Genomic DNA, 13,217 nt, shown 5'->3' with positions numbered 1-13,217 from the left:
ACTGTCATATCGCTATTGGCTGGAAAGCAGATGGATGATGTTACTGGGACTGGTGATCCAAAAGCCCTTAAAGTCTGCCGGTAACGGCTCGATATCATCGCAGCGCTGAATTCCTGCTTTGTTGAAATACTCCGCCGCCGCCTGCGGATTATCGGTGACAATTTCCAGCCAGATTTCCGCCTGACTTAAGGTCGCGACGTTGTCCAGCCATAAGGTTTTATCGCCAAACGCAAACCTGGGCGTTGAGCCGGGCTCCGGGCTGGTTATTTCAGTTAAGGCCAGCACCTCACGATAGAAAGCCAGCGTAGCCTGATATTCATGGCTGGGTATTTTCATGGCCATGTTATTGCCGGGTGTAAATTGGGGTTTCATGCGTTGCTCCTGGTTTGCCTGAACCCCTATCATAGGAAAAATACCCGGAGGTTTTTTCTTCAGAATTGCTGTTTTATGCAACTCTGCAAAGTGGCAAAACAAGCCGGGATAACGCAAGAAGGCCCTATAGCCTGCTGTCTGGCTCTTGCTTTGTGGGCCTGCAGATACTTATTGGGTGACTGATCATAAGCGGATTTAAATAAGCCGCTGAATGAGGAAAGGCTGGTGTAACCTACCTGAAAGCACACCTCCTGCACGGAATATTGTCCGCTTCTAAGCAGTATGGCGGCCCGGTGTAGCCGGATAAATTTCAGGTATTGATAAGGTGTTCTGTGATAGGTTTTTTTGAACTGGCGGATAAAGTCGAATTTACTGAAGCAGGCCTGATTGGCTACCTGTGCTATGTCCAGCTCTTCGGCGAAATGCTGGTCCATATATTGTTTTGCCCACAGCATTTTACGATAAAAATAAGCTTTGTTGCCCAAGGTTTCAGTCCACCGCAATGATATTGCCGTCTTAATATATAGGCTTATGAGCGGCGCAGGTTATTTCAATTTGTATAGTCACAGGCAATAAGGCGTTGGCAGCTCAGTATCAGAACTGATATCTGGCACCAAGGTAGGCAAAACGGCCAACCGTATCATAAAAACTGCCAGCCACGCCCTGTCCGGAATACACTTCGGCGCGGCGCGGGGGTTCTTCATCCAGCAGATTATTGATTCCCAGGTAAAGTTGCAGGTCTGATTGGAATTGATAGCCGAGCTGCATTGAATGCAACAAATAGCTTGGGATCTGGCGGTGGTAGCTGGGGTTTTGTTCTGCCGCATCCACTTGTGACGAACCAACATAGCGGCTGTGCAGGCTCAGATTCCAGGCACCTGTCTGATATGAAAGCATGGCCATACCCTGCCATTGGGGATTTTCCAGATTACCGGCCTGACGCAGTGGTACCTGGGCTTGTGGGGTTTCGTAATAATCCTTGTTGCGTAAATAGGTGGCTAGCACATTCAGTGCCATTTGTCCGTCGCCCCATTGCCACTGATAGTGCGCCTCCAGGTCCAGTCCTGCCGCGTTAAAATTGGCAATATTGATTTGCTTGACGCTGATGTTGCTAATTTGCCCTTCGGCGTCGCGGCTGACCAGCCGACAAAACTCGTTATCCACTGAGGACAGATCCACACAGTTATTCAGGATATTGTTGGCGCTGAATGCCTGAATGGCATCTGCAATGTTAATCTCCCAGTTGTCTACGGATAGAGTCAGGTTGTTTAGCCAGGATGGGGTGTAGACCAGCCCCAGGGTGGTGGTCAGCGCGGTTTCTGGCGTTAAGTCCCGACTGCCGGAGGTCAGCACCGTACGTACCGAGGTTTCGGCTTCTGATTGAAAGTCTGTGCTTAAGCCCAGGGCCAGACAATTGGCCTGCCGATTAGCCGGACTTGCGCCCAATGTAAGGTTTTCGAAATGGCAGGGATCTTCCACAAAGGCAAAGCCCGGCTGCTGTGGCTGGAACATTTCGGCAATATTGGCGGCGCGCACTGACTTTGAACGATTGAAGCGTAACTTAAGATCCTGCACCGGTTCCCAGCTCAATCCCAGCTTCCAAGCCGAAGAGGTGCCAGCCAGGGAATAATCCGAACGCCGCAGCGCCGCCTCCAGGCTTAACTGATTGGCCCAGGGCTTGTCTTGTAGCAGGGGCACCAGGGTTTCAATATACGCCTCCTTTACATCGTATTCACCGCGGCTGGCTAGCAAGGCGCCTGAGTTGGTGCGATAGGTACTGCCCAGCTGGTGGGCTTGCGACGGGCTGAACTCGCTATGTTCCTGGCGATACTCCAGGCCTGCCGCCAGGCCGAGGCGACCGGCAGGCAGGGTAAAGGCTTCGCCGCTGATTCGCGCGCTAAACACTTTTTGAGTCAGGGTATTTTTGTCGGTATCCCGGAACATCATAAAGCCGATGACATCCTCTGACAGGGTTTGGCGGCCAAACAAGTTCATTGGTGCGCAGCCGTTACTTTGGTCGCGACAGCGAATCACCCCCTGCTCGTCACGAATCACATCGATGGCTTGTTGGGCGCGTGCTTCATCGCGATCCAGGCCGTCTTCATCGCCTTCACTGCGACCATACTGATAAGCAACCGACCAGTTCCAGTCATCGCCGATGTCCCCTTCCAGACAGGTAACCAACTGCAGTACATGGCGGCGATTATCAAAATCGATCAGACCCAGTTCTTCACTGGCTTTTTCCACCCGCAGACTGGCTAAGCCCTGGGATTGCATATAGGCCACCACATCCGGGTGCAGATAAGGATTATCGATATAGATATCTGCCGGTCTGGCAAAGTTACCAAAGGAGGCGAAATACGCAGGTTGCCCATGGATCTCGGCTCGGGTGAGAGCGTATTTGGCATCAAAAAAACTGTACATGCTGGGTGACAAGGCGTAATCCATGCGGCCATTAAAGATGACTCGCTGGGTGGCCGGGCGCGGCTGCGCGTAATCAGCAGTGCGCAGGCCAATGCCGCCCTGTTGGCTGGCAAAGCCGAAAATAGGATTGCCACTGGGATCAGTGAAGTTGCCATCACGGGTCCAGGCTACCAGGCCACCGGGTACTGGCCCAATGGTGACGCCGGTGGGACCTTGCACGCGGATAACGTTGTCGTTATATGCCTCAAACACACCGTCGTTATCGGTATCCTGAAAGGTCAGGTTAGTTTTTGAAAAGTCACGATCGCTGGCCAGGTGGCCATTGTTTTTGGCGTAGTTCAGATGCAGAAGCAACTGGCCTTTATCCTGGTTAAAGCCGCTACCGGCGGTAATGCTGACACTCATATCTTCAGCGGCACCATGCTCGGCTGCGCCTATCTGACCGTCCAGTTGCAGGCCGTCCATTTGCTGTTTGGTGATAAAGTTCACCACCCCGGACACCGCGTCTGCACCGTATACCGCCGATGCACCACCGGTAATGGTTTCCACCCGCTCTATCAGGGCTGGGGATAAGGTCGAAACATCTACCGCTGTATTTCCGGCCTGACTACCCACATGCCGACGGCCATTGACCAACACCAGCGTACGGGTATAACCAAGGGCGCGCAGGTTTAACAGATTTAAACCGGCATTGCCCATGTTCAGATTGTTATTCTGGCCATTAATGCCAGCATTGATGGCGGGTAACTCGATCATCATATCGCCGATACTGGTGATGCCTTTTTTGTCGATATAGTCAGCCCCAAGCACGGTAGTGGGAATGGGCGCATCGGCGCCGCGCCGACGCAGGTGTGAGCCGGTGATGCTGATACGTTCTATTTGTTGCGATTCTGCGCCAGACTCAGGCGTTTCTTGTGACAGGGCTGGTGGTGGTAACAGCATCGCGGCCAGTATGCAGGCTCGCTGCATAGGGTTGGTGATACTGTGTTTGTGCAATAACCCGGTTAAGGCTAAAAACCGGCCGCTAGGATTATCAGCTCTGCAAGTCATCAGGATTCTCGCCCTTTTATGCCCTTTTCAAATTCTATGGCATATTTTGCAAGGCGTGAGTTTTTTGCTGACAGGCAGCAGTCAATGCCCGGTTTTGGGGCAAACTACCGGCGCTATTTCAGGATCACACTGTCCAGGTGGTTAAACAGTTTGTCCATATTGTCGATTTCTTCATGGTTGAGCTGCGCAATCAGGCGTTTTTCGTAGTCCAGGGCAATGGGGACTACCTCTTCATAAAGGGTTTTACCTGCTTCTGACAATGATAATGCGAAGCGACGGTTGTCATTAGTGTCCTGATTTTTTTCCAGTCGACCCTTTTCCAACAGCTTTTTAACGGCTCTGGAAACGGCCACTTTGTCCATTGCAGTACGCTGCACAATCTCGGCTGCAGACAGTGCCACCCCCTCACCAAGTACCGCCACTATGCGCCATTCGGGAATGCTTAAATCAAAACGCTCGCTGTACTGCGCGGCCAAAGCCTGAGAGATTTTATTGGACAACGTCGTCAGTCTGTAAGGCAGGAAACGCTGCAACAGCAGTGGAGAGTTTGGTTTACAGGGCAAGTTCGGCTCCGCCATTGTCAATGGTTTCAATTGAAACTAACATGCTTTCAACTGAAACAAAACACTTGGGTAACATTGTGTCAAAGGTTGCCCAAAATGCAGCAAAGAGTAAATAAGGGGATTGAAATGGCGGATTTGTTTGAGAACCCGATGGGCTTGGACGGTTTCGAGTTTGTCGAGTTTACCGCACCGCAGAAAGGTGTGCTGGAGCCCATTTTTGAAGCCATGGGCTTCACCCTGGTAGCGCGTCATAAGTCGAAGGATGTGGAGCTGTGGCGTCAGGGCGACATTAACTTTATCACCAACTATGAACCTAAAAGTCATGCCCACTACTATGCCATTGAGCATGGACCGTCAGCCTGTGGTATGGCGTTCAGAGTAAAAGACTCGCAAAAAGCCTATGCAGCCGCACTGAAAAAGGGTGCGCAGCCAGTCGATACTCAGACCGGTGCCATGGAATTACGCCTGCCAGCCATTAAGGGGATTGGCGGGGCTACCTTGTACCTGATTGATCGCTACAAAGAAGGTCAGACGATTTACGATATTGACTTTAACTGGATTGAAGGTGTGGATCGTCACCCTGAAGGTTGTGGCTTCCATACTCTGGATCACCTCACCCACAACGTTTACCGTGGTCGTATGCAGTACTGGGCCGACTACTACACAAATCTGTTCAACTTCCGTGAAATTCGTTATTTCGATATCAAGGGCGAGTACACAGGTTTGCTGTCCAAGGCCATGACGGCCCCTGACGGCAAAATTCGTATTCCGCTCAATGAAGAAGCCAGCGCTGGTGGTCAGATTGAAGAGTTCCTGATGAAATACAACGGCGAAGGTATTCAGCATATTGCCTTTGCCTGTGACGACCTGTTGGCCTGCTGGGACAAGCTAAAAGCCAAAGGTGTGAAGTTTATGACCGCGCCACCGGCCACTTACTACGAGATGCTGGAAGAACGTCTGCCAGGCCATGGTGAGCCGGTAGACCAGTTGCAGGCCCGCGGTATTTTGTTGGACGGCACCACCGACGGTGGCAACCCACGTTTGTTACTGCAAATCTTCTCTGAAACTGTACTGGGGCCGGTATTTTTTGAGTTTATTCAGCGTAAAGAAGACGAAGGCTTCGGTGAAGGTAACTTCAAGGCGCTGTTTGAATCCATTGAACGTGACCAGGTCGCCCGTGGCGTGGTCGGCAGCTCAGCCAAAGAAAAAGCATAAGGCAACGGCATAAGGAGTAACGATGAAAATTCAACGCATTCACCACGTAGCGTACCGCTGCAAGGATGCCAAGCAGACCGTGGAATTTTACCGCGACCTGCTGGATATGGACTTTCTGCTGGCCATCGCTGAAAACGAAGTGCCTTCCACCAAGGCCCCGGACCCTTATATGCATGTGTTTCTGGATGCCGGTCAGGGCAATGTGTTGGCATTCTTTGAGCTGCCAAACTCGCCGGATATGGATCGCGATCAGAATACCCCGGCCTGGGTACAGCATATTGCGTTTGAAGTGGCCTCAATGGATGAGTTGCTGGCCGCTAAACAGCGTCTGGAAAATGCCGGTTTAAAGGTGCTGGGCCCTACAGAGCACACCATCTTTAAGTCCATCTACTTCTTTGATCCTAATGGTCACCGGATTGAACTGGCGGCCAATACCGCCAAACCCGGTATGCTGGAAGAGCTGAAACGCGTTGCTCCGGCCATGTTGGACGAATGGGCACAAACCAAAAAGGCGCCTAAACACGCCGCCTGGCTGCACGGCGAAGGTGAATTTCCAGGAGGTCAGCAATGAAGCTGGCCAGTCTGAAATCCGCTCGTGACGGTAAGTTGGTACTGGTCAGCAAAGATCTGAGCCGTATGCTGTCAGTCTCAGATATCGCGCCGACGCTGCAATTTGCCCTGGACAACTGGGCCGAGCTGGAAGCGCCGCTGCGCGAACGCTATCAGGCCCTGGAACAGGGTGATGTGAGCGGCGAACCCTTTAATCAGGCAGACTGCGCATCGCCACTGCCTCGTGCATATCATTGGGCCGACGGCAGTGCTTACGTGAACCACGTTGAGTTGGTGCGTAAGGCGCGTAATGCCGAGATGCCTGATACTTTCTGGACCGACCCGCTGATTTACCAGGGCGGCTCAGATACCTTCCTTGCCCCTCATGCCCCAGTGCTGATGCCGCAAAGTGAAGGTTTTGGTATCGACTTTGAAGCCGAAGTCGCAGTGATTGTTGATGACGTGCCCATGGGTGTTTCGGCCGAGCAGGCGTTGTCCTATATCCGCCTGGTGATGCTGGTTAACGATGTGTCGCTACGTGGTCTGATTCCGGCGGAACTGGCCAAAGGCTTTGGTTTTTACCAGTCCAAACCTTCCAGTGCCTTTTCACCGGTATGCGTAACGCTGGACGAGCTGGGTGGTGCCTGGCAAGCCGGCAAACTGCATTTGCCGCTGATCAGCCATTTAAATGGAGAGCTGTTTGGTAAGCCTAATGCCGGAGTGGATATGACCTTTCACTTTGGCCAGTTAATTGCCCATGCCGCTAAAACCCGTCCGCTGGTGGCCGGCACCATTATCGGTTCCGGTACGGTATCGAATAAACTCAATGATGGCCCAGGTAAACCTGTAGCAGAAGGCGGTGTCGGTTATAGCTGTATTGCTGAAATTCGTATGATTGAAACCATTCAGCAAGGTCAGCCCAGTACGCCTTTTATGGACTTTGGCAACAGTATCCGCATTGAGATGCTGGACCAGAACGGTCAGTCTATATTTGGTTGTATTGATCAGGTTGTGCAGCAGGCATAAGCCCGACTTTACATTGCCGATCTATGCTTATTGATGCATCGGCTAAGCAAAGCGCCCTGGTTGGCGCTTTTTGTTTTTCTGGTTATTAGAATATGGATAACAGAATTTACCACGAAGACCACGAAGACCACGAAGACCACGAAAGACACGAAGTGAAGTTTGCGATGACTCCGTTATACAGACACTAAATGATTACTCTGTAAGAATTGTCTAGTGTCACCAATCTGCATAATTGGTAGGTATTTATGGCGGCTGCAGGAGAGCAGCCATCATAAGCTTAGTCAAAAAACTTAACAGAAATTACTGTTTTTTGTTTAAGTAGATATAGACCAAAATCCCGATTATTGGCAGTGCTAGAAATACAATAATCCAGCGAGCCGTTTTTTCAATACTCTTATGCTGCCGATATACAACCAGGCCGGGTATAGCGACAAATACCAGAATAAAGGAAGCCATAAAAGTGAATGTTTCCATCATCAACCTCTTATGCATCTAAATTAATAAGTGTATTCTTGCGATGATTAAAATAGCACAACCCAAGAATGTTTCCTTTTTTATTGTTTTAAATTATTTTCATTTTTTATTGTTTTAAATTATTTTCATTTTTAATTGTTTTATTTCACAACGATTTTCTCATTGATGCTTATTAGATTTTTAATGAACTCATCTTCTTCTTTGGGTGAAATTAGGATGTGTTTGTCTTTAGCTTTAATAGAGATTAGTTCTATGGAAAGTGCTGGTGAAGCAACTAAGTTCTTTTCCTTCTCTATTTTTTCTATAGAATTTATAGGTATATTCCATTTAAAGATTGAGGACCGAACAATTAGTTGCTCTCCTTCGACTTTGTAGTTGGTAAAAAACAATATTGATAGCGGTAGAATAATACCAAAAAGTAACAACACTATCTTTGGAATAAAAGATTGGTTCAACTGAAGAGATAAGCCTAAAGATGACAAACCTCTAAGAGAAATAAAAAGCGAAAAAATTAAAATTAGAGCAAAAAGAATATCCACCTTGGAACTATAGGTTTGATTCATAAATAACATTCCTTGTTTTCTTCTACACTATCCCGACGGCGTTAACATTGCAATAACAAAAATGATGCATTATTTTTTTCATCTGTGTTGTTGCGCATCGCAGACTGTGTATTGAACCAATCGGGCAAAGGGGGGTAACAGACTACCCCATTTACTACGCCTGCCGGGTTGTCACGTCTATCAACCTTCATGTTCTGCGTTTATCCTTCAGCTCGGCTTTGCCAAACATCCTCAATGCCCAGTTGTCTGCGTTGTGTATGCTCAATGTCATCGCTCTGTTCCCCTATAATTGCTTCATCTGTCTAGCTTAGGTGTCAATCAATGTGGAAGTGAGGCCAACGTCTGCGATAAACTGGTAAAACTGGGTATACAGGTCGACTATTCTATGCTCAATAGCACTCTGATACGCCTTTACCGAATCAGAATTCCATTCATAATTATTATGCTTACCTGGCGTTTCCCCGAATAACGCCCCAACATTGGGCTCGATGCATAAATCCCGAGCTTTATCACCTGCAAAGTCAGCGATAAAACGTTGATAGTCTTTATCTTGTTTTACGCGGTTGTCGGCAAAGCTCAGCAATTGATAATTGCCAATACTATTACCTAAATCGGTATGGGCATTGTGTTGAAGTTTCCAACTGTAGAAGTTTGTCTGCTGCAGCTGTTTTCCTCTGCTGGTATTGCCTCTTGCCCAATAGTTCTGGGGAACAATATGATCATAGTCATAAGGTGTAATATGTTCCGAAATCTTGACTGCTCTTTGCTTATTTATTTCGCGTAAATATTTTCGCTGAAACCAAATAAGTAACTTTCTGTTGCTCCAAAAATGGGACAAACATTCACCCGCAGCAATTTGACTTCGCTCGTCATTAAATTGATTCTTGAGATTCTGAATTCTAAAATTACGGTTTTTTAGGATAGGTTCCTCTTGATTCGCCAGTGTAATCACGCTACTGCGAAATATTTCAGGCGTAATCAGACCCGCTTTTGGGGTAATGTTGTTAACGGAAAGATCGAGACAATACAGACAAAACTGTTCGCCAAGCCAATCAGCGGAGCGAACAGGGTTAGTCCTTATATCTTTGATGATATGGCGTGTAATTTTCCGTGCCATCTTCGTATTGGGTGAATAGAACAACCACAACAACGCAAACCCAATTAGTTGCTCCTTACTTTCCAACAGATGTTTGTTAGGCTGTTGCCAAATCCAACATATCATCAGTTGCCAAAACGAAATCGGTAAAGCCTTCAGCAAGTAGACCGGTAATCCATTGGCGTTACTATTTGTATGCATAAGAGATTCGATCAATGACTCTAGGAGCGTGGTTAACCGTCCGGCTTGCACAACCTGTTCTTGGATAAACCTGCTGTTGGCATTGTTTTCAATAATCTTGAAAATGTTACTTTTTGAATAATGCACATCATCAATATCCTTTCCACCCTCGCCACAAAAACTACAAGATAACCGCAATGCGATGCTGATGAGTGACAGAGGGGAAAAGAATTCCTGTAAATCCGACTGTTTAAGCACATTTTCGACCACTTTGTGTGCATCGGGCATGCGCTGTTTAATTAATGAATAGGCATAGTCTTCATTAGATAAACGCGTACCACCGCTGCCAATTCGCTCGAACAGCAGTTCAACAGGTAAGTTACTATCTTCGGGCTTTGAGTCTTGTCTTGTACCTACTTCAACTGGTGCGTTTAACACATCTGTACTGACAGACAGAGCCACCAGTTGGTAAGCTTTAACTCCCTCAAGAGCTTCTTTCAGAGTGAAAGGTATTAGTTCCTCGTGCGTCCTCTCACTGTCAAAATATACATCCAGTGGAAGATACTCATGCCCTTGAGCTGAAAACGGCGTTGTCACATTCAGTCCTAGTGAAGCAGACTTCTCACCCTTGTATTGCTCTTCAAAGTAAGAATAGGCAGCAGATCGGTGTGACATACTCAGAGGTCTAAACAAAGGGTCAAACCCAAAGGGGTGCTGCCGAGTGGTTACCCTGATATCGAATTTCAGCTTCGGATTTGCAGGCTCGGAATTCAACCCCACCCAAACCCTGAAACCATTATCCTCGGAGAACTTATATCCACCCGCAATGGCTCTGGAGCGTTGCTGGCCGTCCAGAAGCAGCCAACCACTGCTGACAGACTGATATTCTGAATTGCACTTAACCTTTGTTTCTTGCTCAATCGGCACAACCATCAAGTTTCCCAGCGGGAAACCTCGTAAAATGCTGTCCCATAAATAAGCGATCTGTTCTGGTTTCCAGACAAAATTTCGTTGTATCAAAGGTAAATAGATATCTTCCCCTAACGCACCACACCAGTCCGGCAATAGAACAGTAATCAAGTTAGTGTTATCAATAAGTTTGATACCAGACATATATGCTTCTCTGTCGAAAAATGCTTTATGAACCATTAAGTTACCACACAATCCTCTAAACGGTTTCCTGAAGCTATGCGCATAAGCTCTATTGCTGGAGCAACAGCCCATTATGGTAACATTCGCATTTATCAATCTATATGGCGACGCATTATGTCGCAATTTCGGCACATGATTTAGCTTCCAAGCAACAGTCTGGAGGTATAGATGGGCCATAAAACTACATTGAAAGAAACTCAACAGTTGGAAGCGAGATGCGAAGAATCCGATATCTCTCCGTTTGAGCAAATCCGGGATTTTGAGTCTACCTTCCATAAACAGATGCGGGTTGGCAGAGTATTATTGGAAGATTGGCAAAGCTGGTTTACTCCAGAGACGGCAGCAAAATACTTACTTGATACCAATATCACCACGCAGTTCCAATTTCATATATTGTCGAGGATAGTGACTCAACCTTGGGTACGCCGTCAGTGGCTGATAGTCAGTAGACGAAATAACGATGTTTTTGACTGGTTGGAGTCTATCTTCAAGCCCAGATTCAGAGGAATAGTAAAAGGCTTCAGTGAGTTAGCGGACGTACAAAGTCTGCAATGGGATTGGCTGGTTTATACTGTTATTACTCTGGCTGAGGCTATACCTTATCCACTTCAAATCGCAAAGAATCTCGCTAGGTTGGCAGAGTTGCTGAATTTGAATGACGCAGAGTCTGCGCTGCTTGAATTCGCTCTTGCCCGGCAGTTAGACGGCGACTATTGTCGATTCACCGATATGCTTATCGATACAGACAAGCATGGTACGTCAGGGCTTGCTCGTATGTTAAAGCAACCAGCTACTTCCTTTGTCAAGGCATTTAACGAAAATGGTGTACTGGGGACAATCGTGCTGCCACGGATTGCGTACCTAGACTTGGATATAGACTATACGATCAGGGAGCTTCTACTATGCAATGGGCTACTAACTGCAGATAGCTTATTAAATGCAGTGGTATCCCGTAACCCCAAGTGCCATCTAAACAAAGGCCATTATGCCCACCTCGAAATCGATCCAGTAATCAATTATCTCGCTATTTGCCTGAAAAAAAGGGAGCGAGGTGTCAATATCTTACTCTACGGTCCTCCGGGGACGGGAAAGACTCAACTCTCTCGACTCGTTGCTAAGCACGCAAACGGAAACTTATTTAGTGTGGACAATTTAGAAAATGACCTGAGTGGAAGAAAGCCTTCGCGCACCAGCAAAGTTAGATTGGCTCAAAAGATATTGTCCAGGGTCGACAATACCATGCTCTGCGTCGATGAATGCGAGGACATCTTTGAAAAAACGTTATTGGGAGATGTAAGTTCCAAAATACAGCTTAACGAGTTGCTGGAAGATTCAGTGGTTCCCACCATCTGGATCACCAATTGGATCCAGCACATTGAACCGTCATTGCTGCGCCGTTTCGATATGGTAGTAAAAGTGGATCCTCCCACTATGTCCCAAAAGGCTAAGATGTATCGAAAACAATTGGGCAAGTTAAAAGTGGCACAGGTATTTTGCGACAGGCTTGCATCACATGGGGCGTTAACCCAGGGCCATATTGCTTCCGCGGCTAAAGTTGCCTCAGCCCTCGGATACCGCCAAGAACAAGCGCAGTCTTGTATAGAAGCGTTATTGGAAGGGCAATTGCAGCCTCTGGGGGAGAACTTGGAAAAAAGCGGATATGTGTCAGAAACCACCTACCGACCCGAATTAACCAATTTAAAAGGGGACCGTTTGGTAGATATTCAGCAAATGTTGGCACGCTCCAAACAAGGACGATTATTACTTTTTGGTCCACCGGGCACTGGCAAAACCGGCTTTGCTTATTATTTATCTGGCCTGATAGAGATGCCTTTGCACCACACCAGAGCGTCGGATTTGTTGGATCCGTATGTCGGAGGAACAGAGCAAAACATTGCTGAGGTGTTTAGAAAGGCCACTCGGGAAAGCGCCATTTTACTGTTGGATGAAGCTGACAGCTTGCTGACAGACAGAAGTTTGCATCAACGCAGTTGGGAAACATCCCAGGTCAACGAGCTGCTGACGCAAATAGAGTGTTTTCAGGGCATTTTAATCGCTTCAACCAATTTTGAGCAGCGGCTCGACCGGGCTATGGCCAGACGCTTTGATTTTAAACTGGAGTTTGACTATCTGACACCTGACCAGGCTGCAATCTTGCTACTTGAGGTGTCGGGATGTAAATCACTACCCAGGTCGGCTATGGCAAAGTTGCAAACAATGCCCAGGCTCACTCCCGGTGATTTTTCAGTGATTAAGCGTAAAAGCAGCCTAACCGGGCAACGAAGCGTTGGTATCTGTTTGGAATTGCTGGCTAAGGAGCATAGTTACAAGGTCAAAGGCATGAGCCGCCCTATTGGTTTTGTGCACTAAGGTAGGGTAATTAATCTAGTGCTAAGGGAAGGCGTTGGGCAGAGCTCGCACCTCCCCGTTAGCATAAAGTCACGGTTCATTTGTCTAGATGGAATAAATCCATCGAAATTTCAGTCTGCCAGTACTTACTGGTGAATGGCTTTAACTTGAAAGTAAAAACCTTTTTAACTATTTTTCTGCATA

At 47.7% G+C, this 13,217-nt stretch carries 10 protein-coding genes; 4 read left to right on the top strand and 6 right to left on the bottom strand.

Annotated elements, in window-relative coordinates; genetic code table 11:
• Window positions 1-12 precede the first annotated feature (12 nt).
• The 4 genes from ABD028_RS01105 to ABD028_RS01090 all read right to left on the bottom strand — a co-directional run bounded on the left by ABD028_RS01105 (window position 13) and on the right by ABD028_RS01090 (window position 4,409).
• Window positions 13-372 carry a VOC family protein gene (locus tag ABD028_RS01105; protein WP_343840702.1) on the bottom strand — a complete coding sequence of 120 codons (360 nt, stop codon included), beginning with the start codon at window positions 370-372 and terminating at the stop codon, window positions 13-15.
• A gap of 59 nt (window positions 373-431) precedes the next feature.
• Entirely contained in the window at window positions 432-806 is a 375-nt protein-coding gene (locus tag ABD028_RS01100) for a helix-turn-helix transcriptional regulator (RefSeq protein WP_343840699.1), read from the bottom strand.
• Between the two features lie 160 nt (window positions 807-966).
• Window positions 967-3,846 carry a TonB-dependent receptor domain-containing protein gene (locus ABD028_RS01095; protein WP_343840697.1) on the bottom strand — a complete coding sequence of 960 codons (2,880 nt, stop codon included), beginning with the start codon at window positions 3,844-3,846 and terminating at the stop codon, window positions 967-969.
• A gap of 113 nt (window positions 3,847-3,959) precedes the next feature.
• Complete coding sequence (locus tag ABD028_RS01090) at window positions 3,960-4,409, bottom strand: MarR family winged helix-turn-helix transcriptional regulator (protein WP_343840695.1); 450 nt, start codon at window positions 4,407-4,409, stop codon at window positions 3,960-3,962.
• A gap of 126 nt (window positions 4,410-4,535) precedes the next feature.
• On the opposite strand from ABD028_RS01090, the gene hppD reads away from it, so the two are divergent.
• Genes hppD through ABD028_RS01075 form a run of 3 tightly spaced genes read left to right on the top strand, consistent with a single transcriptional unit; the run spans window position 4,536 to window position 7,199 of the window.
• The gene (hppD, locus tag ABD028_RS01085) at window positions 4,536-5,624 is read left to right on the top strand and encodes a 4-hydroxyphenylpyruvate dioxygenase (RefSeq protein ID WP_343840743.1); all 1,089 of its coding nucleotides are present in this window, start codon (window positions 4,536-4,538) and stop codon (window positions 5,622-5,624) included.
• Between the two features lie 22 nt (window positions 5,625-5,646).
• Window positions 5,647-6,195: a VOC family protein gene (locus ABD028_RS01080; protein WP_102796505.1), complete on the top strand. Its 549-nt coding sequence runs from the start codon at window positions 5,647-5,649 to the stop codon at window positions 6,193-6,195.
• The gene (locus tag ABD028_RS01075; RefSeq protein WP_343840691.1) at window positions 6,192-7,199 is read left to right on the top strand and encodes a fumarylacetoacetate hydrolase family protein; all 1,008 of its coding nucleotides are present in this window, start codon (window positions 6,192-6,194) and stop codon (window positions 7,197-7,199) included. Before ABD028_RS01080 ends, ABD028_RS01075 begins: the two co-directional genes overlap by 4 nt.
• Before the next feature lie 614 nt (window positions 7,200-7,813).
• Here the strand turns inward: ABD028_RS01075 and ABD028_RS01070 are convergent.
• Together ABD028_RS01070 and ABD028_RS01065 are read right to left on the bottom strand one after the other, a co-directional pair.
• Entirely contained in the window at window positions 7,814-8,236 is a 423-nt protein-coding gene (locus ABD028_RS01070) for a PH domain-containing protein (protein WP_343840690.1), read from the bottom strand.
• A gap of 307 nt (window positions 8,237-8,543) precedes the next feature.
• The gene (locus ABD028_RS01065) at window positions 8,544-10,661 is read right to left on the bottom strand and encodes a DUF262 domain-containing protein (protein ID WP_343840688.1); all 2,118 of its coding nucleotides are present in this window, start codon (window positions 10,659-10,661) and stop codon (window positions 8,544-8,546) included.
• Between the two features lie 171 nt (window positions 10,662-10,832).
• Between ABD028_RS01065 and ABD028_RS01060 the strand changes: the two genes are divergently transcribed.
• Window positions 10,833-13,034: an AAA family ATPase gene (locus ABD028_RS01060; RefSeq protein WP_343840686.1), complete on the top strand. Its 2,202-nt coding sequence runs from the start codon at window positions 10,833-10,835 to the stop codon at window positions 13,032-13,034.
• Window positions 13,035-13,217: the final 183 nt, after the last annotated feature.

The sequence above is a fragment of the Bowmanella denitrificans genome (assembly GCF_039522935.1).
Lineage (GTDB): Bacteria > Pseudomonadota > Gammaproteobacteria > Enterobacterales > Alteromonadaceae > Bowmanella > Bowmanella denitrificans.
The sequence above is the reverse complement of the archived record's forward strand: the minus strand, read 5'-3'. Positions and strand labels throughout refer to the sequence as shown.

What these genes read in the sequence shown, in the direction of transcription:
- ABD028_RS01105 (WP_343840702.1), bottom strand. Translation starts at nt 372, where the DNA reads ATGAAACCCCAATTTACACCCGGCAATAACATGGCCATGAAAATACCC.
- ABD028_RS01100 (WP_343840699.1), bottom strand. Translation starts at nt 806, where the DNA reads ATGGACCAGCATTTCGCCGAAGAGCTGGACATAGCACAGGTAGCCAAT.
- ABD028_RS01095 (WP_343840697.1), bottom strand. Translation starts at nt 3,846, where the DNA reads ATGACTTGCAGAGCTGATAATCCTAGCGGCCGGTTTTTAGCCTTAACC.
- hppD (WP_343840743.1), top strand. Translation starts at nt 4,536, where the DNA reads ATGGCGGATTTGTTTGAGAACCCGATGGGCTTGGACGGTTTCGAGTTT.
- ABD028_RS01080 (WP_102796505.1), top strand. Translation starts at nt 5,647, where the DNA reads ATGAAAATTCAACGCATTCACCACGTAGCGTACCGCTGCAAGGATGCC.
- ABD028_RS01075 (WP_343840691.1), top strand. Translation starts at nt 6,192, where the DNA reads ATGAAGCTGGCCAGTCTGAAATCCGCTCGTGACGGTAAGTTGGTACTG.
- ABD028_RS01070 (WP_343840690.1), bottom strand. Translation starts at nt 8,236, where the DNA reads ATGAATCAAACCTATAGTTCCAAGGTGGATATTCTTTTTGCTCTAATT.
- ABD028_RS01065 (WP_343840688.1), bottom strand. Translation starts at nt 10,661, where the DNA reads ATGGTTCATAAAGCATTTTTCGACAGAGAAGCATATATGTCTGGTATC.
- ABD028_RS01060 (WP_343840686.1), top strand. Translation starts at nt 10,833, where the DNA reads ATGGGCCATAAAACTACATTGAAAGAAACTCAACAGTTGGAAGCGAGA.